General features: G+C 61.5%; 16 protein-coding genes and 1 pseudogene. 2 read left to right on the forward strand and 15 right to left on the reverse strand.

Annotation, left to right across the window (positions count from 1 at the left end):
* Positions 1 to 266: 266 nt before the first annotated feature.
* Positions 267 to 695 (reverse strand): hypothetical protein, encoded by a 429-nt coding sequence (locus KW835_RS20665; RefSeq protein ID WP_218385919.1) that lies wholly within the window; start codon positions 693 to 695, stop codon positions 267 to 269.
* 129 nt (positions 696 to 824) lie between these two features.
* On the opposite strand from KW835_RS20665, the pseudogene KW835_RS20670 reads away from it, so the two are divergent.
* A pseudogene (locus KW835_RS20670) lies at positions 825 to 1,054 on the forward strand (IS110 family transposase); the annotation flags it as partial.
* Positions 1,055 to 1,200: 146 nt separating this feature from the next.
* Here KW835_RS20670 and KW835_RS20675 read toward each other — a convergent pair.
* The 14 genes from KW835_RS20675 to KW835_RS20740 form a co-directional block, all read right to left on the reverse strand.
* On the reverse strand, positions 1,201 to 2,625 hold the full coding sequence (locus tag KW835_RS20675) for a UvrD-helicase domain-containing protein (protein ID WP_218385921.1): 1,425 nt from the start codon (positions 2,623 to 2,625) through the stop codon (positions 1,201 to 1,203).
* A complete protein-coding gene (locus tag KW835_RS20680) occupies positions 2,612 to 4,348 on the reverse strand; it encodes an ATP-dependent endonuclease (RefSeq protein WP_218385923.1) in 1,737 nt (578 codons plus the stop codon). Before KW835_RS20680 ends, KW835_RS20675 begins: the two co-directional genes overlap by 14 nt.
* Positions 4,349 to 4,652: 304 nt before the next feature.
* Positions 4,653 to 6,263: a response regulator gene (locus tag KW835_RS20685; protein WP_056057417.1), complete on the reverse strand. Its 1,611-nt coding sequence runs from the start codon at positions 6,261 to 6,263 to the stop codon at positions 4,653 to 4,655.
* Positions 6,260 to 7,795 carry a transporter substrate-binding domain-containing protein gene (locus tag KW835_RS20690; protein ID WP_082522307.1) on the reverse strand — a complete coding sequence of 512 codons (1,536 nt, stop codon included), beginning with the start codon at positions 7,793 to 7,795 and terminating at the stop codon, positions 6,260 to 6,262. Before KW835_RS20690 ends, KW835_RS20685 begins: the two co-directional genes overlap by 4 nt.
* A 9-nt stretch (positions 7,796 to 7,804) precedes the next feature.
* Complete coding sequence (locus tag KW835_RS20695; RefSeq protein ID WP_082522306.1) at positions 7,805 to 12,619, reverse strand: PAS domain S-box protein; 4,815 nt, start codon at positions 12,617 to 12,619, stop codon at positions 7,805 to 7,807.
* 88 nt (positions 12,620 to 12,707) lie between these two features.
* Positions 12,708 to 13,877 carry an HD-GYP domain-containing protein gene (locus tag KW835_RS20700; protein WP_056057405.1) on the reverse strand — a complete coding sequence of 390 codons (1,170 nt, stop codon included), beginning with the start codon at positions 13,875 to 13,877 and terminating at the stop codon, positions 12,708 to 12,710.
* A 179-nt stretch (positions 13,878 to 14,056) separates the two neighbouring features.
* Positions 14,057 to 14,680 carry a tyrosine-type recombinase/integrase gene (locus KW835_RS20705; RefSeq protein ID WP_099654885.1) on the reverse strand — a complete coding sequence of 208 codons (624 nt, stop codon included), beginning with the start codon at positions 14,678 to 14,680 and terminating at the stop codon, positions 14,057 to 14,059.
* Between the two features lie 473 nt (positions 14,681 to 15,153).
* Positions 15,154 to 15,522, reverse strand: a complete 369-nt coding sequence (locus KW835_RS20710) for a cyclophilin-like fold protein (RefSeq protein ID WP_218385925.1) — start codon at positions 15,520 to 15,522, stop codon at positions 15,154 to 15,156.
* Positions 15,523 to 15,708: 186 nt separating this feature from the next.
* On the reverse strand, positions 15,709 to 17,901 hold the full coding sequence (locus tag KW835_RS20715) for a xanthine dehydrogenase family protein molybdopterin-binding subunit (protein WP_218385927.1): 2,193 nt from the start codon (positions 17,899 to 17,901) through the stop codon (positions 15,709 to 15,711).
* Positions 17,902 to 17,914: 13 nt separating this feature from the next.
* Positions 17,915 to 18,907, reverse strand: coding sequence for a xanthine dehydrogenase family protein subunit M (locus tag KW835_RS20720; RefSeq protein ID WP_218385929.1), 993 nt, complete (start codon positions 18,905 to 18,907; stop codon positions 17,915 to 17,917).
* Complete coding sequence (locus tag KW835_RS20725) at positions 18,894 to 19,733, reverse strand: 2Fe-2S iron-sulfur cluster-binding protein (protein WP_255593736.1); 840 nt, start codon at positions 19,731 to 19,733, stop codon at positions 18,894 to 18,896. The genes KW835_RS20720 and KW835_RS20725 overlap by 14 nt, the downstream gene beginning before the upstream one ends.
* Positions 19,734 to 19,937: 204 nt before the next feature.
* Positions 19,938 to 20,471, reverse strand: a complete 534-nt coding sequence (locus KW835_RS26940; protein ID WP_255593738.1) for a cyclophilin-like fold protein — start codon at positions 20,469 to 20,471, stop codon at positions 19,938 to 19,940.
* Complete coding sequence (locus tag KW835_RS20735; protein ID WP_370633664.1) at positions 20,468 to 21,685, reverse strand: MFS transporter; 1,218 nt, start codon at positions 21,683 to 21,685, stop codon at positions 20,468 to 20,470. Before KW835_RS20735 ends, KW835_RS26940 begins: the two co-directional genes overlap by 4 nt.
* Positions 21,685 to 22,830 carry an alpha/beta hydrolase gene (locus KW835_RS20740; RefSeq protein WP_255593740.1) on the reverse strand — a complete coding sequence of 382 codons (1,146 nt, stop codon included), beginning with the start codon at positions 22,828 to 22,830 and terminating at the stop codon, positions 21,685 to 21,687. Before KW835_RS20740 ends, KW835_RS20735 begins: the two co-directional genes overlap by 1 nt.
* A 169-nt stretch (positions 22,831 to 22,999) precedes the next feature.
* On the opposite strand from KW835_RS20740, the gene KW835_RS20745 reads away from it, so the two are divergent.
* On the forward strand, positions 23,000 to 23,905 hold the full coding sequence (locus KW835_RS20745) for a LysR family transcriptional regulator (protein WP_218385931.1): 906 nt from the start codon (positions 23,000 to 23,002) through the stop codon (positions 23,903 to 23,905).
* The last annotated feature ends 4 nt before the right edge of the window (positions 23,906 to 23,909 follow it).

Consider the following 23,909-nt stretch of genomic DNA (forward strand, 5'->3'; position numbering starts at 1 on the left):
AAGCCACAACCCTACCTTCCAATCACGCGTCGGCAGCGGTAATGTCATTCCATCCACTTGTCTGGTCGAGACCTAAGGGTCTCCGCTCAAGGGAGTAATTCCACCTCCGGGTGGATGGTGCGTGCGAGGCGACTCCAGTTTAAATCTGAAGTCGCTTCTGCAGCGTTTGGAGCAATACGAGTGTTGAGGTCGAACACGTACCATGGGCCAAAAGGAACCTGCGCCGGCAGGCCCCCTTGACATAAGGGTTAGCCATCACCCGGGCCTCACACCCATTGGTTTTCATAGATTGTTCGGCGCAACACTCTCGCTGCAAAGAGCGCCATGTCTTCGAGCTCGCGCTCTTTGACTTCAGGTTGTTCCAGCAGCTTTGCGTCGTTCCAAGGGTCATCGACGTGCACCCACCGATTGCGGTACTGTCGCAATGCATGTAGATCGCCCTTAAGACCAGTATCGATTGACGACCTGTCGATCAATTCCACGAGGCGTTCCTTCCCCGTGGCGGCGTGCTCTGACCGTAGGTACGTTTCAATTGCTGAAACGGCAGTGAGAATGGAGGCCAGGTGTGCGCCGTTGGCAAAGGCCGTGTCGGCCTCACGAACGATGAAGGCGCACCACTCCGAAAGAATCACTCCGCCACGGAGCAGCTCTTCATCGAGGGCAACCAGGAGTGCCCAGCGCTCGTCAGAGTTCATGGTGGCTAAGGAATGAAAGGGACTTCCCGGTCCCGAGTGAACCGCGCAGTTGCGGGATAAGGCATCCAAGTGCCACGATGGGAAGCTCGATCTCTCATCAACTCACTCGTTTGTTGGAAGGGGAAGTCCATGACTACCATTGTCACTATCGGAATCGATATGGCAAAGAATGTCTTTGCTACACACGGCGTTGATGCCACAGGCAAGCCTGTACTTTTGCGTCCCCGTGTGCCGCGTGCCACGCTGCTCGAACTCATCTCATTGGCATGGAAGCGTGCTCTGGTGCCCATCACTGGGCTCGCGAATTCCAGAGGTTCGGCCAAAACGTGCGCCTGATAGCGCCCAAGTTCGTCGTCCCCTAGCGAGATTTATTGATTCGGCGGAGTTGACAGCTGTGCAGCGGGCGCAGAAGTTCGGTTTCCGGTGGCGCACGTCCGATTTTTTTGAGCTGAGCGGTCATCGAAAGCGCGAAGGTCACGCTTGTGAGGGGAATAACGAATATTTGCTAGCGCCCCGCAGCTGGTGTCAGCAATGGCGTCGGAGAGCAAACCACGATTTGCCTCGCGCCTCGCGTGAGAGCCACATAGAGATGCTGCGCAGTCATACGCTCGGGCTCAAGAATGACTGCGACGTCAGCCTCCAGTCCTTTCAGAAGAAGCGTGCTTCCAACGGAGCGCCGGCCCAGCGGCCGACCCAGATGGCGGTTCCGTTCGCGGGCCAGCATCACTGCGCCGATAAAGCCACCTTCGCCCTCGGCTGCCCTAAGCGCTGAGATGCAGCAGTGCAGAACTTCGGGTCGGTAGACACGCGCACCTGGTTGGTCTGCGAGTGACTGGAGCAGGTCAATCGAGGTCGCGTGGCTTGGTGCGAGCATGAACGCCACTGCTGCGGCTTCTGCGGGTGTCGCCGGCGTTCGGGCTCGGCCGCCCCGTATCGTCTCGACCCGTGCGAGCAAGTTTGCAGTACCTACCCCGGTCATCATTGAAGCGGCGAACTCCGCAAGTTGTCGCAGCACGTTGGGACTCGTCAAATCGAACTGGCGGGAGAAGCTCACTAGGTCTCTCAGGTCAACGGCCTCGACGGATGTGGCGCCGGGTGTTTGCATTGTGAGTTGATGGCGGCTGGTGGCATTCATGGAGTCGCCAATCACCAAAACGCTGCCGTCTCGGTTTGGCGCTTCCTTCCGGGCGGCCATGAGTCGCTGCTGCACTTCCATGCCTTGGGTCAGCTGAACCCATTGGACGCCCTCAGGCGCCCCTCTCAGGTCCACAGGATGACCAGATTGCAGCGATGCTCTGGCTTGGAGTAGCCAAGCACCCAGCGCGTCCATGCCTGCGAGGCGCCATCGCCAAGGTGTTTGCAGCGCACCGATGGGTGGGAATGCGGATAGAGCCTCTTGCTCCCAGTGGACCAGCGGGTCGCGGAAGCCGAATATTGCCTGCATCGGGTCCCCAAGAATGCAGGTGGGTATCGTCTGCGCGATGGAACAGACGATAGCGTGCTGCACCTTGTTGCAGTCTTGGTACTCATCCACCAGCAAGCGCGAATACGTCGAGGCGATGGGGTCATTAATGTGACCTGCCTGAAGGAGCGCTTGAACAGCGACTCGGATGGCTGGGTAGTCGGCGTTCGGGTTGGCCAGCTCGAGAACATGCGCGTTGAGCCCCGCGCGAAGGGGAAATTTTGCCGCCAAGCGCATAGCGAAACCATCGATGGTCGAAACTCTGTACGCTGAGTTCGGGACGCCACCACGCTGGAGTCTGGTGCGTAAAGCGGTGACTCCAGCGTTGGTGTGCGTTAGTACCAAGACAGGCTTAGTGTTGGTGTGCTGACTTAGCGCGTCCGCGATAAGTTGGGTCTTGCCACATCCGGCTGGGGCTGTAACTGAGCCTAGGCGCGCTTGAAAGATGTCGATTTCAGGCGGCGGCACTCGTCCACCCCCAGAGTTGGTTATTCACGATGTGCACGAAACCCGGTTCTGCATTCGCAATGTGTGGGCCGACGACATCCTTGGCGATTTCCTGGAAACCAGTTACTGATTTGAACCAGCCATTCTTGTTGTTGCGGGCGGCAAGTCCGAGCAATTTCCGGCTCGCAGGTGTGTAGCCGCCATTCAGCCGTTCTGCCTCAATGGCGTCCAATGTGACTTGTCCATGCGACTTCGACTTGAAGTGCTCAGCCATGAGTTCCCGGTCGACCATCTCGTCCGCCTTATTCAGCAGAGCATGCACGGCGTCACTGCTTAAATGTAGGAATAGCTCGTCCTCAAGTGCCAAGCCGGGGCGCCACGTGATGTACTGCCCGCCCGACGCCGTGAATCTCTCGATGAGTCCGACGGTGGAAACTGGCTTGTCAGCGTCGACAAACACGAGGACGCGATAGCCTAATTTGAGGAACGCCTCACCTCGTGTGAAACACTGGTCGGGGCTTCCTCCGCCTGCATCCACGTATGAGCCTCCCCGGGCTAGGAATGAGGGCGCGCCACAGTGGACCCACCACTGGTCCATACCGCGAGCGAATCCAACCTCGCTGGCGCCTTCACAGACTATGACGGATTTGGACAAGAAGGCCTCGGCTGCCTTGCGCAATGTGCCCTGAATGCCGTCGTCCGTACCGGCACATGTGGCCGTGTGGATGTCCGAACTCCGACGCACAACGAAAAGCTGGTTGCCAGATAGCTCCCTGAGCGTAACCGGCGAATGGGTGGTCATAAAAACCTGCAGCGGCTGGGTCGCGTCTTTCGCTCCGAGCGAGTCGAGCAGCCGCATGAGCCGGTGCGGTTCAAGCCCGTACTCGACCTCGTCTACCAAGGCGACAGTGGCTGCCGCTGCTGCAGCCCTCTGCAGCCCTGCGACAAGGAGCCGCCCCGAACCGGTGCCCAGCGACCTAAGAGGAATGCCGGTCTCGCTGTGGAGCGCGATAGCACCGTCGCCAATCGACACCGAGTGAGCATCGAGTAACGCCTGAGCACTCGCACCGATGGCTACGCCCAAGCCTGTAGCCGTCTGGGTAACCACTTGCAGAGTCTGGGCGAGCTGAGGGCCGGCTTGCGCGCCGAAGGTGGCCCGGGCGGCGCGTGCTGCGCCGGCGAGTTCCGAGCCGAGGTTCGCGCGCTCTTCCGTGAGCCGGTTCAAGACCGAGCCTCTAGCCCACGAAAGGTTGGTGTTTGCGTAGGTGCCAATTCGGGCTGGTGCAAGGAGGCTACGGTCCTTCCAAGATAAAGAACGTTCTAGCTGCTGGAGGGCGGCGCGGTCGGAATAAAGCGTCCAAGTCGGCTCGAGGTCGCCCCCGACTTCAAGCTTCAGCGTCAGAACCGTTTCTAGACCTGCGCGGGGTTCGTCTTCGAACAGCCCGGTACGGAGGTCAAATCCACGAAGGAAATCTCCGTAGGTGTCGATGTTCTTCAACGCGTCGGGCAGTGCGCCAAGCGTGACCGCAATCACGATGGTTCGGGCAACGTCCAGGCCGAAGAAGTCCGTGTCGCCGAAAGGTGCGCTCCTTCTCGCTCCAAGGCACAGGTCGATGGCATCGAGAATAGTCGATTTGCCGCTATCACCCGGGCCAATAAGGCAGTTCACGCCGTTGGATGGCATCCAATCGAGTGCCTGTATCGAGCGAAAGTTGCGAATCTCAAGGCGACGAACGCGCGTCATGTTTTCTCCCTGTCTGTATGGAAAGTATCCTTGCGCGACGCGCCGCTGGCGAAGGCAAGCACATGATTTCGCCGGAAATCCGCTACGTCAACTCTCGAGCAAACCGGCTATCGGGCATCTGTATGGTGACCGACCGCATACAGCCTGTAGCTACCACACCGGACGCCGGTTCTGCAGCGGTTGCAGCCGTTCGCATCTCAGTCGCGAATGGGTACTATCGGCCAGAAGTGGACCTCAGTGAAGGGCTGCTTTCGGCTGGGCTATCCTGATCAGGCGGTTTGCTGATTGCCGTGAACTGACTTCATCACCGTCGCGGAAGCTCCACGACGACCCGGGTCGTATTGGTGTCATCGAATACCTCTAGCCCTACGCTGCCATGCTGGGCCTCGGTGAGCAATTTGGCGGAATATGTGCCCAGGCCTGTCCCCCCCTGTTTGCCCGCAGTCACGAACTTGTCGAAAAACCGGTCGCGGATCGCGATTGGCACAGCTCCAGTGTTGCTGATGATGATGCGCAAGGGGTTCTGATCCTGGAGCTGCACCGACACCCGCGACCCGTGCGGCGCTGCTTCGCACGCGTTCCTTAGTAGGTTCTGGAAGATCGAGTAGCACAGGGTTGAATCCGCAAGCGCTACAGGTGGCTCCGCTCCGACCGCCACGTCCGTGTCCACCGCGATAGACAGGTCCTTCTCCGCGAAGGTCACCCGATTCATCTCGGCTATGCGGCGCAGCAGTTCGCCGATAAGCACGGGCTGCGCTCGTAGCACGAAGCGACCCGATTCAATTTTGTACAGTTCGGATGACAGGTTGATCATGTTGAGCACCTGCATCACGCTCTCTTCCATCAAGCGCAACTGCTCCACTTGTCGGCGACCGACCGAGTCATCCTCAATCAGCGCCTGCACAAGACCCAGTGCCCCGGCCAGCGGCGCCTTGATGTCGTGCCGCGTGATGCGCTCAACGTCTTCGCGCAACTGGGCTGCCTCGACCATGCTGTCGAACTCGGCCTGCAGGTCCTTGCGCAGCTGCACGTAGCGCATGAAATTGCGCACGCGCGGCTTGAGCGTTTCGGGGTCGATGGGCTTGGTAATGAAATCGACCGCGCCGAGATCGAGCCCCCTGATGCGTGCGTCCGCCGACGCCATGGCAGTGACGAAGATGATGGGAATGCTCTGGGATGTGGGATGCTCGCGCATCATCCGCGCTACTTCGAAACCATCCATGCCGGGCATCATGATGTCCAGCAGTACCAAGTCCGGAGGGTCGTCGGAGGTCACCACCTCCATCGCCTTGGCGCCTGTCTGAGCCAGCCTGATCCGATACTCGCCTTTGAACAGCTGGGACAGTAGCAGCAGGTTGTCGGGCGTATCGTCGACGATCAGTATCGTCGGTCGAGGAGCTTCCTGCTCTTCGGCTGATGGCGTGCTCGCGGTGTCCTGCGTCGCCGGAGCATGCGCATTTTGCGCTGGCAACCCCTCCCCAGCAAAATCGCCAGGAGCGCGCGGCTTCCATTGCAAGGCCTTCTCCAGCCTTTGAGCCAATTGCTTGGGGGAGTAGGGCTTGAGCAGCAGGGAGGTCACCCCCATCGAAATGGCCTCCTGAACACGGCTGCGCTCCGCCTCGGCGGTGATAAGAACAAACGGTATTGCGAATAATCGTTCGTCTGCACGCATGGCCTGAAGCAACTCCACGCCTGTCATCACGGGCATGTTCCAGTCCGAGAGCACCACATCGAAACGCTGATTCTTCAGAAGGCGCAGGGCTTCGGCACCGTTGCGCGCGGATTCAATGCGTTCCACTCCCATCTGCCGGAGCTGGTTGATGGTGACCTTGCGCATCGCCTCAAAGTCATCAACGACCAGACAGCGTGCGCCTCGCCCAATGGCAGATGGGCTCGAAGCAGCAAAAACACTCATGCAGATACCTTCTTGTCTTGCTGGGTGAGGTCAAGAGCCACATCGGCCTCTTCACGAACGAAGCGCAGGATACCCACAGCGATGATGGGTTCCATGTCCACTAGCAACTGGCGGCGCTCTGGCCTGATCGACTCAGTCGCGGCTAACTCAATGACGGCCACGACACATCCAGCGTGCTTGATCGGCATCAAATAGATGGCGCAGGGAGCGCAATGCCCAAGACCTGACTGGACACGCAGGTAGTCAGTCCCAGGCGCTTCGATGAGCACGGACTCGCCCGTTGCGATGCATCGCTCGATCATGCTGGCTGTTGTGGGCAGCTCAGAGAGCGTTTGTTCCGCACTAGCACCCGAACCCGCATAGTGCGCAACTGCCTGCATCGCGCGCGCTTCGTTTACTCGCACCAGCAGGGCTTGCCCCATCGGCAAGTGCCTCGCCAGTTCGTGCAGGACTGTGCGGGCAAAAGCTGCAAGAGTGTTGGCGTGTTGCAACTCGAGCAATAGGTCGGACACTGCCTTGCGCCGGTAGGCCTCGCCGGTCAACTGGTCGTGGCTTTGCTGCAGCGCTTTTAGGGTCAGTTTGTGCCGGGCCGCTTCGCGCCTGAGCTGCGTTGCCCAAAATAGCATGGCCAGCAGCACTCCCGCAATGGCGGCCCCGCCAGGGATTCCCCAGGCCATCCAAACCCGGTGCCATTTCCCGCTATTGTCGAAAGAGGCGGAGAAGAGCTGGTACTCCATCAGCGACACGCCATATTTGCGTCGCCAGGACAGATCGAGATCTGACCCCATCCGACGACTGTCGGTGAAATAGCGCTGTATGGCGTGCTCGAGGTCCGATGCTTCAAAGGAAATACCCCAGCCTACCGAGATCGCCTCGCCCACCGGAAACAGCATGTCCAGGTTCTCCAGGTCGTTACGCACCCAGTGGAAGGCAGATTCGGCCGCGATCACGGTGAAATCTGCGCGACGCTGCGCGACGGCCTGCATGGATTTGGCGGTAGGTACGTTCTCAATGACGATCGGTGAGTGCTCTCCCGCTCCAGCGTTGAATCCCTGGATCCATCCTTCGTAAGCGGTTCCCGCCTGGACCGATGCAGTGCGCCCTGCAAGATCTACCTCGGCGCGCAAAACGGATCGCATCTCCGGTCGCGAGACGACGACATTGCGCGTGGTGAAGTACGGCACCAGTATCATCTTTTGCTTGCGCCATTCGGTGATGTGCAGGTCATTCGGGTACAGATCGCATTTTCCAGTGGCCAGAGGAGCGGCTTCGTAGCGATCTCCCTGAACTGTCACGCCCTGCGCGTTGTGAAACTGCTGATCCCACTGCGAAAGCGTCACGGTTTTCGCTTGAACACCAAGGTATCGGGCGAAATCCTCCCCATTGGTCCGATAGTAGTCGGCGCTGGAGCCAGCGACGCAGATGCGCAACTCTTGGCTGTCCTTGATTTGCACCAGCGAGCGCCCCAAGGCGCTGCCCGCGGCCATCGCAAGGCCCACAAAGCAGGCAAAAAATCGCATTTGGCGCTTCATGGACCAGATTCAGCCGGGCTGAGCAGGAGCCTGAACTTCGAGCGCTGAGAGCGCAGCATCGAAATCGATGCGATCAATGGCTCGGCTCACGGCAGACAGGGACTCAGCAAGCGGGTCGCCATCCGCCGCCAACCGAGCGACCAAGTTCTCCAGCGCGTCGCCCGCATCCGCGTCGCTGTCTCTGAGCAACTTGCGCAATCGGCTCAGCAGAGCCTCGGTTTCGGCGGAGCGCGCCTTGGAAACAACAGGTTCCGATCGGGCTTGCACAGTGCCAGCCCCGCTGCTCGCCGTGGACTCCTGCAGAGCCTTGATAAGCGGGCGTAACAAAACTCCAATCTGGGACAACATTTCCAGCGCTGCCGGCACGCGGGACTCGTGGGCGCCCTCTGCCTCCAGCGCCCCTGCTGCCGATGCGACGTTGGTGGCGCCGATCGTGCCCGCAGCGCCTTTGAGGGTATGAGCCAGCCGCGTGGCCAGAGGCCAGTCGCCCTGATGCAGCGCCTCAGCGACGGCTGTTTCAAAGCCCGTGTACTCCTGCAGAAACATGCCCAGTAGTCGGCGGTAGAGCCGCCGGTCGTTTTGAACTATGCGAAGTCCAATCGCCTGATCCACGCCGGGCAATTGCGGCAGATCTGGATCGGCCACGCTGCCTCCTTGATTGAAAGCCTGTTCAGGCGTCGTCTGGGCGGTTGTGGCAGCAGGGTTGATCCATCGAGCCATGCACGCAAACATTTCCTCTACCCGCAGCGGTTTGGGGATGTGGTCCACCATGCCGGCATCCATTACCTTCTCCCTGTCACCGGCCATGGCGTTGGCTGTCATGGCGATGATGGGCAGGTTGGCAAACTGCGGCAGCGAGCGCAGGTGGCGTGTGGCCGTATAGCCGTCCATCACGGGCATCTGGCAATCCATGAGGACGCCATCGAATCGAGGGTCCGCGGCCAGCAGGTCCAGCGCCTCCTGGCCGTTGTTGGCCAGCACCACCTCCATGCCGGCCTGGCGCAGCAGCTCCATAGCCAGTTCCTGGTTCAGTGCATTGTCTTCAACCAGCAGCACCCGCGCGCCCTTGAGCTGCTGCAAATGCTCGGTTCGCCCGTCGGCCTTGGCTACCACGCGATCAGATACCAGGCGACCTTTGCCCAGCGCCTCAGCCACCGCTTCTAGCAATGTCGATGCCGTGACCGGCTTGGTGAGCACCGCATTCACCCGGGCGCCATGGCTCTGCACCGCAGTCATGGCTTCTTCCCGGCCGAAAGCAGTCACCATGATCACCGCCGGTGCAGCCCCACCCTTGAGCGCCTGCATGCGGCGCACGGTCTCGGCGCCGTCCATGCGTGGCATCTTCCAGTCCATCAGCACTAGGTCGTAGGCGAGCGAGCGGCTGTCGGCGCCCTCCACCATGCGCAGCCCTTCCTCGCCATCGCGGGCCATGTCCACCTCCAGGCCGAAACGGCGCGCCATGGTCGACAGGATCTCCCGGGCCGCAGCATTGTCATCCACCACGAGAACTCTCAGGCCCAGCAGTTCGTTGGCATCAAACATGCGCCGGGGCATGGGCTGCGCCTGCAGGCCAAAGTGCACATGGAAGTGGAAGGTCGAGCCCTGCCCCTCGGTGCTCTCCACCCAGATGCGGCCTTTCATCAACTCCACCAGGGTCTTGGAGATCGCCAGGCCCAGGCCCGTGCCGCCATAACGCCGCGTGGTGGAGCTGTCGGCCTGACTGAACGACTGAAACAGCCGTTGGCATTGCTCTGGCGTCATGCCGATGCCCGAGTCCTTGACCCAGAAGTGCAGCTCGACGTCACCACCTGGCTTGCCTTGCTGGCCGGCCAGCTCGATCCCCAGCACGATCTCCCCCTGCTCCGCGAACTTCACGGCATTGCTGCCCAGGTTGGCCAAGATTTGGCCCAGTCGCAGCGGGTCTCCTACCAGCGCCGTCGGAACGTCGTCCGCTGTGCTGAACAGCAACTCCAGACCCTTGTCCTCGGCCTTCATACCGATCAGATTGGCTACGTGGTCGAGAACATCCTCCAGCCGGAAGTCGACTTGCTCCATGGACATCTTGCCGGCTTCGATTTTGGAGAAGTCGAGGATGTCGTTGATGATGCCCAGAAGGCTCTCGGCAGCGCGGTTGACTTTCTCGATGTAGTTGCGCTGCTTGTTGTCCAGCGCGGTCTGCAGAGCCAGGTGCGACATGCCGATGATGGCGTTCATCGGCGTGCGGATCTCGTGGCTCATGTTGGCCAAGAACTCGCTTTTGGCCCGCGTCGCTTCCTCGGCCATTTCCTTGGCCCGCCGTATATCTTCTTCTGACGTCTTTCGGATCGTCACGTCAAGCAGCATCCACACCGTCCCCTTGCTCAGGTCGTCCGGATCAATGGCTGCACCGCTGAGTTGACACCAGAAACGCGTGCCATCGGCGCGCACCAGCTCTTCCTCGCGTTGGTGTTTTTCACCGCTTGATAGCTGTCCGTATATCTCATTGAGGGCATGGGCAAACGCGTCATCAGATGCGTACCAGGCACGGGGGGACTGGCCAAGTTGCCCGGTGCCGAACAGCGTGTCAAGCTGTGTGTTGCCGCGCACAACCACGCGGTCCTTGATGAACGCGATGCCCAGCGTGGTGGCCTCGAACATGGCGGTCTGCTCGGCATGGGCCAGCTGCATGGCCTCCTGCGACTTCTTGTGCTCGGTGATGTCGGTGGCGATGCCGCAGATGCCGTAGATTTCACCTGCTTCGTTGATCAGCGGTGTTTTCGTGGTCATGAACGAGCGCTGCTCTGATCCATCGGCAGTGGGGATGATCTCCTCGTAGGTGATGGCTTCGCCCCTTTCGAGCACGCGGTTCTCCACCTCCCAGATCTTGTCTGCCATCTCTTTGGGCCACAGGTCGTGTGCGTTTTTACCGAGAACCTCATGCTCGCTGGTGCCTGCGTACTTCGCATAGGTGGCATTCAATAGCTGGTAGCGGCCTTCCCTGTCCTTGAGCGTAATGATGGAGCCGATGCCATCCACCAGGGTGCGGATCTGACGTTGGCTGTTGCGCACTTCCTGCTCTACCCGGTTGCGCTCGGTCACGTCGCGCACCGAGGCGCATACACAGACGCCATGGCCGCCAATGGCAGGCAGGCGTGACAGGCCGACCTCCACCGGAAACTCGCTGCCATCCTTGCGCACGCCTTTGAGGTTGGCATTCGTACCCCCCATGTTTCGCGGCAGTCCGACTGCCAGGAAGCCCTGGCGCAAGCCCGGGTGCCGGTCGCGGATGGCGGATGGCACCAGTATTTCCATAGGCTGGCCCACCAGTTCATGTTCCGCATAGCCAAACAGATCGAGCATGCGCGGGTTGACCATGATCACCGTGCCGTGCTCGTCCGTGACCATCAAGCCGTCGGGTGCAGATTCGATGATGCCGTGATACCAAGCCTCGGTGGCGGCGATGGAATCTTTTTGCGTGGCGAGCTCGTGCGCCTGCTGTTCCAGCGTCTTCGCCTGGGCCTGCGTTTCCTCAAGCAGCCGATGGGTGGCCACGTTGCGCTCCAGAATCTCCAGATTGGCAGCCAGCGCAGGCATCAGCGCGTCCAACAGGGCCTGCTGTGCAGGCGAGAAGATCTGAAAGCTGGCAATCTCCAGCACACCCAGCAACTCGTCACCACGTTGGATCGGCAGCACGCAGATACACCGGGGTGCGGCATCGCCCAACGCCGATCCGATGCGTACGTAGTCTGGGGGAGGCTGAGTGAGCGTGATGGCGCTGCGCTCCAGTGCGCACTGTCCCACCAAGCCCTGGCCCAGCTGAATGTATTGATCCATCGTCTTGCGTTCGCGATGGGCAAAACCGGTTAGCAGACGCAGGTGGCGCTGGCTTTTTTCGTAGATGTAAAGGACGCCGTGCCCTATGTCCAGCAAAGGCGCCGAGAGCGTGAAGAAGCGTTGCGCCAGCTCGACGAAGGACTGGGTCGACTGCAGTTCGGCAGAGACGCTGGCCGTATGTGTCTTGACCCAGCGCTGCACCTCCAGTTCGCGGGCTCCCCGCTGTAGCACCGCCACTGCACGCGCCAGCGCGCCCAGGTCGTTGAGGTACGAGGTATGAGGCACCTCCTGCAGCAGATCTCCTTCTGCAATCCGCTCCACAGCCGTGCGCAGTTCGAACGCTGGTACACGAATGGACCGCGCGATAAGCCACGCAAAAAGCACACTGAACAAGCCGCCCATGACCAGCAGGGTGCTGCCGCGGATCCTGGTCTGCTGCGCAAGGTCCTGCACGGAGCGCAGCGTAGCCCGGGCGCTGTCCTCTTTCGTGGCTGCCACAGCTTCCATAGACTGGGCCACGGTATCCCCAACGACAGCGAACTCCCGACTTGAGACCTGTCTGCGCGCTTCTTGAAGTTGCCCCTGCCTGGCGAGCTCAAGCAGACCTTCAACTCTCTTGCGGTACTCCGCATAGTTCTGGTCGAACGTCAGAAGGTTGCGTCTGTTGTCGTCGCGAACAATGCGCCCGCGAAGCTCACCGACCTCGCGCAAGATATCTTGGTGCGACTGATCAAGCCTCTCCAGCGCCTGGGCCCTGTCGTCTGTCTCTACGGTGAGCAGCGCATTGCGCAAATGGCGCCCCATGCTGGCATAGTGGAACTGGATCGCCCGGGCGTTGGAAACGCCCTGCAGGTCCCTTTCATACATGTCCTGAATCTCGTCGTTCACGCGGCTGACCGCCTGCATGCCCAGCACGCTGAGCACGATTGCCATGAGGAGGATGACGAAAAAGGCGAACGCGAGCTTCGCCGTCAGGGAGGAGCGGTGGTAGTGCTGAACAATAGCGTTCATGAAACGCGTTCCTCTCTATTCCGGGGCGAAGTGATGCAGGCCAGACGGTCCCGGCAATGGAGGCTGGCTGCCTGGGAACCTATTGAGCTCAGGAAGAAGGCTGAATGACCGCAGTCGCCAATTCCAGGTGCTTGGCCTTGTCGGCCATTTCCGCGTCGCTGTCGGCAAATTTTTGAGCAATGCGCTGAAACTCTTCGAGCATGCCGAGAAAGGCATCCAGGATGTCGGGGTCGAAATGCGAGCCTCGGCCTTCGCGCATGATGTCCACCGCTTTCTCGTGTGGCATCCCGTCCTTGTAGACACGACGACTGATCAGTGCATCGTAGACATCGGCCACGGCCATGATGCGCGCAGACAGGGGAATTGCCTCGCCCGCCAGGCCCTGTGGGTAGCCGCTGCCGTCCCATTTCTCTTGGTGGCCATAGGCGATCTCCTTGGCGTATTGCAAGAACTCAACCGGCATGCCCAACTGGTCCTCGGCATGCTGTATCGCGTCTCGGCCCAGGGTCGTATGCGTCTTCATGATCTCGAACTCATGCGGCTCAAACCGCCCGGGTTTGAGAAGAATCCGGTCCGGGATGCCAACCTTGCCGATGTCGTGCAACGGCGCCGACTTGTACAGCATGTCGATCACGTGATCGCTGAGTGCAGTGCTGAAGCGCGGATGCGTCTTTAGCGCTGTGGCTAGCGCCTTCACATAGTGCTGCGTGCGGCGGATGTGGTTGCCGGTCTCGTTGTCGCGGGTCTCTGCCAGGGACGCCATGGCCAGGATGGTGACATCCTGGATAGCGGCGAGTTCGCGCGTGCGCTTGTGGACTTCCGTCTGCAAAAACTGATTTTGGTCGCGCAGGAAATCGGCACCCGCCTTGGCCTGAAGCTGGGTCGCCACACGGGCAAGCACGATTGGAGGGTTGATTGGTTTAGTGATGAAATCGGCAGCGCCTAATGCCAGCCCGACCTTCTCATCCTCCGTCCCCGTCATGGCCGTCAGGAAGATGATGGGAATATCCCGCGTGGCCGGAGCCGCCTTGAGCTGGCGGCATACCTCATAGCCGGAGAGGTCCGGCATCATCACATCCAGCAGAATCAAGTCTGGTGCTGGGATGCTGCGCGCGATCTGCAGCGCTTTTTCGCCAGACCCTGCCAATTTCACCCGGTACTGATCTTTGAGGAGGCCGGAAAGTACCCAAAGATTGTCTGAAGAGTCATCGACAGCAAGTACCAGTGGACGCGGAGAATCCTCGGACTGTTTGAGCATCTTTAATCATCCCTCCAAGGCGTAGGCCCCTCATCAGCCTAACTATTCCTTACACGGGACAGTTTGACAAGTGCTCAATTGACCTAAGTTGGATCGAAGGGCAGCACTCCGAGTTCAGGGGTGATTTAATGCCTGCCCCCAAGGGCTGTCTCGCTATGGAAATACGGTGCTCTCTCAACTCAGATTTCGGTCTGTTCGGATAGCTCAAGAGCATCGTCAACCTCAATGCCAAGGTAGCGGACAGTTGATTCGATTTTTGAGTGGCCCAGTAGTAGCTGGACCGCACGTAGGTTTTTGGTTCTCCGGTAGATGAGCGTAGCCTTGGTGCGCCGTATGGAGTGCGTTCCATACTCTGCTGGATCGAGCCCAAGCTGCACCACCCAGTGCTCGAGAATCCGGGCGTACTGGCGCGTCCCGAGGTGCGGAGACTTGTGAAGTCGGCTCGGAAAAAGAAAGTCTTCTGATTTCAGTCCGGCTGCCTTGATCCATTGCTGAAGTGCTTCACGGGTGGTCGCCGTTATCTCGAATTGGACGGGGCGCTGGGTTTTGTGCTGCAAGACCATTGCTCGCGAGGCGACTTGGTCGCCATGGCAAACATCGCGAACCTTGAGGGCGACCAGGTCGCATCCGCGCAGCTTGCTGTCTATTCCCAGATTGAAGAGTGCAAGATCGCGCACCCGGCTCTCCATCTGGAGGCGCACGCGTAGCGCCCAGATGTCTTTAGGCTTGAAGGGAGCCTTCTGACCAACGATTTTCCCTTTGTTCCAAGGCTCGCGATGAACGACGACTGGAGCGGATTCCATGATGGTCTCCCATCGAGTAGAGGGGACAAATACGATGCGCCTTTTAGATGCCGTTGTCCACGAGTGACCACGGTAGATATGTCAGTTCTTGCGGTTCAGAAAACGCCCAGTGATGTTCTTCACTGTCTGCTCTCGATCGCAGCAGTCGTTCAACGACTTCGGGTCGAGCGACAGCAACCAGCCTAAAGCGGCCGGGCAGTAGGGCTGCAGTGCAGCGGTTGCCGTCGGCGGTATCCAGCTTTTGTATTGGCATTAATCGGGGCAAAGCAGTCGTTGTCCGGATTGAGTGTTCCGTTAGTCCGGGAGGCCTAACCAGCTACCGGCATGGAGATCCGTGGAGCGCGCCGTAAAACCACTCAAACCCAGAGAAGGAGACCACCGCCTCCCATGAATCACAGAGTCCTATCTATGACGAAAAGCCTCCACTTCAAGAAAAAATCCAAACCATCGCTTTACTCGTAGCGAAACATCGCTCAGACGCAGTCTTGGGCCACGGCTACTACTACATGACCAGTGAAGTCACCCAAAAATTGCGCGGATTCACATCCTGCTTGAAGTCGGCCCAGCCGTATGAGGCCGGTCGAAAGCTGGCCATCCCTGTAGAAGATCGCAAGGTTGCCCCATGGGGCGTAGAAGCAAAGGTCGCCAGCGACCGGTAAGCAGGCGGCAGGCGCTCCGTCGGTGGTCAGCGTCCTGGGGAGGCTTGCGATCTTTTCAGTCCCCTCATAGTCTTCCAACGTCAGTCGTAGCGGGAGCAGCGACGCGAAATCGTTGGAAGTCGCGTTGTCATAAAGCATCGCCGTCGCGATCACTGCACCATCCCGAAGAAACTCGATTTTCATATGCTGCCCTACCTCACCGACAAGGCAGAGCAGACGATATCGACACTGCGCCGGTCCCTGCGGCGGCCACAGGCAGCACAACCGCATAAGTCACGACAGGCTGGGGGAAAAGGCGAAGAGAAGCTCATTACGACGGAGGGGCTGCAGCGGAGGAACCTGCGGAAGTCGGTCGAGCGGTTCGCGTGGTCACAGCAATTTGTCGGGCGTGATCGGCAGATCGCGGATGCGTTTGCCGGTGGCGTGGAACACCGCATTGGCGATGGCAGCGGGAATGCCCACCATGCCGAGCTCACCCATGCCCTTCACACCCAGCGGATTGACGATGGTGTCCTCCTCCTCGACGAAGATGGTATCGATGGCATGGATGTCCGCATTCACGGGCACGTGGTAGTGCTGCAGGCTGGCCGTCATGATCCGGCCGTAGCGGTGATCGATTTCGGTGGCTTCTTCCAAAGCCATGCCGATGCCCCACACCACGCCGCCGATCTCCTGGCTGTGCGAGGCCAGCGGGTTGAGAATCCTGCCGCAGGCGGTCACCTCGATGACGCGGGTGACCTTGATGGTGCCCAGGTCGGGGTCGACCTTCACCTCGACGAACTGGGCCCCGTGGGCCAGCGATGCGTACTTTGCGCGCTCTGGCGATGGCGTCGAGTCGTAGGTCTCGGCGATCTCGTGCGTGCCGGTGCGCCGCATCACGTCGGCAATGGCCACCGAGCGCGATGCATCGCCCTTGGGGCGCAAGAACCCTTCGAGCATCTCCACCTCTGCCGCAGCCTTACCCCTTAGGGGCGATGCGGCATCCCGGTTCGCCAACTCCAGGAGTTTGGCGGTGACGGCCAGGGCAGCGCCCCGCACGGCAGAACCCACACTGGATGTGGTCCATGAGCCGCCTTGCGCCGGTGCCCTGGGCTGGCGCGTATCGCCCAGCTCGAAGTGCACCTGGTCCAGCCGCAGCCCCAGGAATTCGGCCGCGATCATGGTCATGACGGTGTAGGTACCTGGCCCGATGTCGCTGGTGGCGCTGGTGACACTTGCCGTGCCGTCGGCGCGAAACACAATGCGCGCGCTGGCAGGCTGCTGAAAGGCGCCCCAGACACTGGAGGCCATGCCCCAGCCGACGAGCAGACGTCCATCGCGCATCGAGCGCGGCTCGGCCTTGCGGTTGCCCCAACCGAACTTCTCTGCGCCCAGGCGGTAGCACTCGCGCAACGCCTTGCTTGAGAAAGGCTTGCCGCTTTCCGGGTCGACCTCGGCGTAGTTGGCCAGGCGCAGCGCCAACGGATCCATCCCGAGCGCGTACGACAGCTCGTCCATCGCGCTTTCCAGGGCGAACATGCCGCTCACGGCGCCCGGTGCGCGCATCCACGTGGGCGTGGCAAGGTCGGTGGCGGAAACCTTCAGCGGCGCATGCAGATTCGGGCACGCATACACCTGTTTCAGGAAGCTGGTGGTGGCGTCCGAGAACGGCTCGAACGAAGAGGTGTTGTGAAAGGCTTCATGGATGATGGCCGACAGCTTGCCGTTGCGGTCTGCCCCCAGCGCCACCTTCTGAATGGTGTGGGGCCGGTAGCCATGGCCGGTGAACATCTGCGCCCGCGTGTAGACCACCTTCACCGGGCGCTTGAGCTCTCGTGCGGCCATCGCAGTCAGGGAGGGGTAGTAATTGGGCTTGAGCGATGCGCCGAAGGCACCGCCAACGAACGGGGACACCACGCGGATGTTCTCGGCCGACACGCCCAGGCCCGCGGCCAGGTGTTTCTGTACGCCGAAGACCTCCTGGGTCTTGTCGAAGATGGTGAGTTGATCCCCCTGCCAGAAGGCGATGGCTGCGTGCGGCTCGATCGGATTGTGGTGGTTGATGGGGATGCAGTATTCCGCCGCCACCTTAATCGGCGCTACCTGCATGGCGGCCACCGGGTTGCCGCGAGGCACGGCCTTGGCCGAGGCCGGGTCAAGCTGCGCACTTTCCAGCACCGTGGCGAGGTCGGTGTTGTGGGGTTCGGCCTGGTAGCTGACCTTCACCAGCCTTGACGCGTGCCGGGCCTGCTCGTAGGTCTCCGCGACAACTAGGGCGATGGGCTGGCCGTTGAAGAACACCCGGTCCGACTGCAGCGGCCACGACCACCCGGGCGCCGTTCCGGCGGCCGGTGGCGACCCCAGCCTACCCGCGTTCAAGTGCGTGAAAACGCGGATCACTCCCCCAGCCTGCTCAGCTTCTCGCGTGTCAATCGCAGAGATGCGTCCCTTGGCCACGGTGCTCAACACGATGAAGCCGTAGGTGACATTCGGGATCTGGAATTCGGCGGTGTATTTCGCCTTGCCAGTGACTTTGGCCAGTCCGTCGACGCGGGTGGTTTCTTTGCCAAGATGGCGTGCCATAGCGATCTTCTCCTCAAGCCAGTCGCGAGGCGCGCATCAGCGCCCGCACGACAGAACGACGACCCAGTTCCACCTTATAGGCGTTGTGCGCCAGTGGCCGCGCATCGCGCAACGCGGCTTCGGCCGCACGCTGAAAGGTGGCCTCATCGGCGCGCTGGCCGACCAGCACGGCCTCGGCCTCCGCACTGCGCCAGGGCTTGTGGGCGACGCTTCCCAGCACAACGCGCGCCTGCCGTATCGTGCCGCCGTCCAGCTGCAGCGCCGCGGCCACCGAGACCATCGCAAAGGCGTACGAGGCGCGGTCGCGCACCTTCAGGTAGTGCGAATGGCGCGCAAAGTCGCCCGACGGCACCGGGAGCTCGATGGCGAGGATCAGATCGCCATGCTCCAGGTTGTTGTCGCGCTGCGGCGTATCGCCCGGCAGCCGGTGGAAGTCGGTGATGGCGATCAGCCGCTCACTTCCGTCCGGTGCGCGCACACGCACCTTGGCATCCAGCGCATACAAGGCCGTTGCCATATCGCCAGGGTAGGTCGCCACACACGATTCGCTCCAGCCCAGGATCGCGTGGATCTTGTTCAGGCCCTCCCGCGCTCCGCAGCCGCTACCACCCTCGCGCTTGTTGCAGGGCATCGACGTGTCGTAGAAGTAGTTGCAGCGCGTGCGTTGAAGCAGGTTTCCGCCATTGGTCGCCATGTTGCGCAACTGCCCGGAGGCACCTGCAACGATCGCCTGCGTCAGCAACGGGTAGCTCTCCCGGACCAGCGGGTGATTGGCGGTCTCGCTGTTGGTTGCCAGCGCGCCGATGGACAGGCCGGAGCGCGTGCGCTGGATCTCGCGCAGCGGCAGCCGCGTGATGTCCACCAGCCGCGTGGGCCGCTCGACGTCCTCCTTCATCAGGTCCAGCAAGTTGCTGCCACCGGCCAGGTACTTGGCCTGGGGCACGGCCGACACCGCCGCAGTAGCGGCGGCGGAATCGGGCGCGCGAACATACTCAAACGGTCTCATGGCCATCCTCCTTCGAACGGCTTGTAGCGGTGGATGCCATCGCAAGTTGCGCTTCGGTGGCAAAGCCCCAGGTCTGGGCTGCCTGCCGGCCCGAATGGACTTCTTGAATCGCGGCGACGATGCCTGGGTACGCGCCACAGCGGCAGATGTTGCCGCTCATGCGCTCGCGGATCTCGTCGTCCGTGAGGCGGGTCGTTGTCCTGCCAATGTTCTCTGTGACGTGGCTGACCTGGCCGCGCCGGGCCTCGCCCAACATGCCGATGGCAGAGCAGATCTGCCCCGATGTGCAGTAGCCGCACTGAAATCCATCATGCTTGATGAACGCGGCCTGCATCGGATGCAGCTGGTCGCCCTTTGCCAAGCCCTCGATGGTCGTGACTTCCCGGCCTTCGAGCGTGGCGGCCAGAGTCAGGCACGAGAGCACGCGCTGCCCGTCGACCAGCACCGTGCAGGCGCCGCACTGGCCCTGGTCGCACCCCTTCTTCGAGCCGGTGAGCGCAAGCCGCTCGCGCAGTGCATCGAGCAGCACCACGCGCGAGTCGAGCTGCAGCGTCTGCGGTGTGCCGTTGACCTTGAACGTCACCACCACGACGTTATGCGCGACGATGGGCGCGGACGCCGCACCCGGCACTGGCGGCAGCTGTGCCAGCGCGGACTCCGTGGCCAGTAAGTTGGCGGCAAAGAGGCCGATGCCGCCGCCACCGGTTTGCACCATGAATGTGCGCCGCGCCTGGCCAACGCCCTTGAGCTCAGGCATGTCTTGCACTAGGGCGGCCTCGTCGGCACTGATTTCCGTTGGCAGATCGTTGTGTGTTTCGTGGGGCATGGACTGTGTCCTTGTTGGAAACCGCATTTGTGGAGGCCATGCAGGCGTGCTGACCGATGCGGCGTGTTGTTCTGTTCGTCTTGCCGCGCATTGAGTTTGTCGGGCAAGCAGGCCTTTGACTACCGAACGATTGCTTATTGCTGCTATTACCTTAGCTAATAATTTCCCCGCAATGCAAGGTAGGCGCGCAATGGGGAGTGACGGCTACCAACGCGAGAAAGTGATGCGAGCTGTACCCTGGCCGAGCGCCTGCGCCAGGCCGCTCGGGTCATCGACACGGCCAAGGCGCGTGTATGAATAGGCCGACTCGAAACCCAAGTAGAAAAGGACCAGGGTGTCTGAGCCGTACAGCATGAGGTCGCCGTTGCTTATCGTGCCCGGTCGAATTGCATTTGCGGGCAGTGCTTTGGGCAGCTTGGCGTGCTTCTCATTGCTGTTGAGGTCCGGCATGTCCAGCGTCAGCGGCAATTGACTGACGAATGCGCGAGCGGCATCGGTGTCAGCCACCGTGAGAGTGAAACGACGGTTTCCAACGGTGAGCTGCATGCGCGTTGCCTTTGAAGTGTCGGATGCCAGTGCTACGTCTTTCTGGCTTGCCAACGGCACGCTGGGCAGCGCCTGTCCAGCAGCGTTGCCCAAGCTGAACACAAGGAGTGCGGTGGCCAGAAACACGGTACGCAGCTGGCAGGATGGGTGAGCTCGTGCCGTGTTGGCGCACAGGGAATGGTGTTGCGTCATGTGGGTCTCGCGTGGCTCGCACGCGCCGTCAAGATCACGAAGAATGCGCCGATCAGCAGCAGCGCAGCGCTGAAGAGGAAAGCAGCCCGGTAGCCACTGCCGTCGAAAAGCAGTCCGCCGAAAGTGGACCCCAGTGCAATGGACAGCTGGACCACCGCCACCATCAGCCCGCCGCCCGCCTCGGCGTCCTGCGGGAGGGTCTGCGCGATCCATGTCCACCAGCCGACCGGGGCCGCAGTGGCCACCATGCCCCACAGCGCCAGGAGCACCGTGGTGGCGACAACAGAACCGCCCAGGGCCGTGAGCAGCACAGCGATGGCAGCCATCACCACCGGGATGATGGCCAGGGTGGCATAGAAACCTGCTTTCAAGAAACGCCCGATGAACAGGGTGCCGACGAAGCCTGCGGCGCCGAGCGCGAGCAGTATGACGGACAGCATGAATACATCGACCCCTGTCACCGCCTCAAGGAACGGCCTCAGGTAGGTGAACAGCGAAAGCTGCCCCATGAAGAAAGTGCCCACCGCCAGCATGCCAAGCACGACCGGCCGGCGCTTGAAAAGCCTGAGCACGTTGCCAGACCCTGCGCGCGGCAAGGCCGGCATGGCTGGCAGGCTGAACCACTGCCAGGCGAATGCGACCACGGCGATGGGCACCAGGCACAAGAAGGCCCCGCGCCAGCCCATGATGGACGCAAGGTAGCTGCCGAGCGGCGCGGCGATGACCGTTGCCAGTGCGTTGCCGCCGTTGAAGATGGCCAACGCACGGGGCACCTTGGACGGTGGAACCAGCTGCATGGCGGTGGCAGCCGACAGGGACCAGAAGCCGCCGACGACCACGCCGATCAGCGCCCGACCCACCATGTACGTGAGGTAGTTGGGCGCGAGGCCGACAATGGCACCGGAAAGACACATCATCGCCGTCAGCGAGAGCAGCAGCGCCTTGCGATGGATTCGCCCTGCAAACGCTGGGATCGACAGGCTGGCGAGCACCGCAAACACGCCGGAGATGGCAATGCCCTGCCCGGCCATGCCCTCCGTGACCTGCAGGTCCGATGCCATCGGCGTCAACAGGCTCACGGGCATGAACTCCGAAGCAATCAGCGCAAAGATGCACAGCGTCATCGCGAAGACCCCGCCCCAGTGCGCAGGGCGATCACCGTCTTCCTTGTCAAGCGGGATGCCGGCGCTCGCGGTGATGGCAGGGGCCGCCATCAGGCCCGTGCCTTGATGAGGTGGCGGTCGAAGAACGATGCCAGCTTGTCCCATGGGATCAGGGTCACCCGGTCGTACAGGTCGACATGGCCGGCACCGGGCACGTAGTGCAGTTCCTTAGGCTCGGCAGCACGCTTATAGGCGTCTTCGCTGAATTCACGGGAGTGCGCCTGGTCGCCGGTGATGAACAGCAGCGGCCGGGGCGAGATCGTCTCGATGTCGTTGAACGGGTAGAAGTTCATGAACTTCACGTTGCTGCTCAGCGTTGGCATGGTGGTGGTCTGTGACGAAGCGCCCAGCGGCGTGAACTCACCGCGCGGGGTGCGGTAGAAGTCGAAGAATTCGCGCTGGATGGGGTGCGTGTCCGCTTGCAGCCTGAGCACTGTGCCGCCGGTGTACTGCACTGCACCGCCGTTGAACTCCACGTCGCGCTGCGCCGCGGCGGCAGCGATGATCTGCTTGCGCTGCGCCAGCGTTTGCGAGTGGTTGAGCGCATTGCGGTTGGCCTCTCCCATGTCGTACATGCTGACGGTGGCAATGGCCTTCAGGCGCGGATCGATCTTGGCGGCACTGATGACAAAGCTGCCGCTGCCGCATACGCCGATGGCGCCGATCTGCTGCCGGTCCACGAACGCCTGGCTGCCCAGAAAGTCAACTGCAGCGCTGAAGGTTTCGGCATACATGTCGGGAGACACCGCGTTGCGCGGCTGGCCCTCGCTGCCGCCCCAGAACGCCAGATCCACCGACAGGGCCACGAAGCCCCGCTCGGCCATCTTCGTTGCGTAAAGATTGGCGCTTTGCTCCTTCACCGCACCCATGGGGTGGCCGACGACGATGGCCGGGGTGCGCTTCTTCGGATTCAGCGTGCTGGGTACGAAAAGTGTCCCTGTCACGGTCATCTGGTACTGGTTCTTGAAACTCACTTGCTGCACGACGACCTGGTTGCTCGTGTAGAAGTTGGCAGCGCCAGTGGGCAGTGTTGCGCCCATCTTCGGCGCTGCGGCGAATGCCGTGCCGCCCGCCGTCGACAGCATGCCGGCGGCGGCTGCGCCGGTGCCGGCGATCCTCAGGAATTCGCGCCGGTCGGGCGATCGGTCGGTCTGCCCGACTGAGAATGGATGGGCGGGGTCTGCGTGGTGTTTCATGGCCGGAGTTCCTTTTGCTGTGGGAGTGCAGCGCGCTGCCTGTGCTGTTGCCCTGGGGCTTGAAGGCAAGTGTGCCGGCCAGGGCATCCATTGACTAGGTAATCAATGCTTAATACATTTATTAGCCTGGATAACAAGTCGGACAACAAGTTGCAAGGGAGCGCCATCGATGCCGCGACGCAATTTCAACGATCTGCTGGCCTTTGTGACGGTCGCGCGCGAGGGGAGCTTTACGCGCGCGGCGGGCACGCTGGGCGTCACCCAATCGGCCCTCAGCCAAGCCATCCGCGGGCTCGAAGAGGGCCTGCAGATAAGGCTGCTGACGCGCACCACCCGCAGCGTCGCACCGACATCAGCTGGCGAGCGGCTCATGAAGGCCATCGGGCACCGCTTCGAGGAAATCGAGGCCGAGCTCGACGCGCTGACTGAGCTGCGGGACAAACCCGCAGGCACGGTCCGCATCACCTGTGGCGACAACGTGCTGCACACGGTGCTGCTGCCCAAGCTCGCGCCGCTGCTGCGCGAGTACCCCGAGATCAAGCTGGAGTTCGACGTGAACTACAGCTTTCGCGACATCGTGGCCGACCGGTTCGACGCCGGTGTCCGCATGGGCAACACTATCGACAACGACATGATTGCCGTGCCCATCGGCCCGCCGCTGCAGATGGCGGTGGTCGCCTCTGCCGGGTACTTCGCGGCCCACCCCGTTCCCAAGACGCCCGCAGACCTCACCCGGCACCAGTGCATCAACCAGCGTATGCCGACATCGGGCGGTCTTTATGTCTGGGATTTTGAAAAGCGCGGCCGCAAGATGAACGTGCGTGTCGATGGGCCGCTGATCTTCAACACCTCCGCGCCGCAGGTCGACGCGGCGCTGGCCGGGCTGGGCATCTCCCTGCTGCCAGAAGATGAGCTGATGCCGCACATCACGTCCGGGCGGCTGGTGCGCGTGCTGCAGGACTGGTGCCCCAAGTTTGCCGGCTACCACCTGTACTACCCCAGCAAGCGCCAGCCCTCGCCCGCGTTTTCTCTGGTGGTGAAGGCGCTGCGCCTGAACGGTTCGCGCGCCGCCTAGTGCG

The organism is Acidovorax sp. sic0104 (genome assembly GCF_019219095.1).
GTDB lineage: Bacteria > Pseudomonadota > Gammaproteobacteria > Burkholderiales > Burkholderiaceae_C > Acidovorax.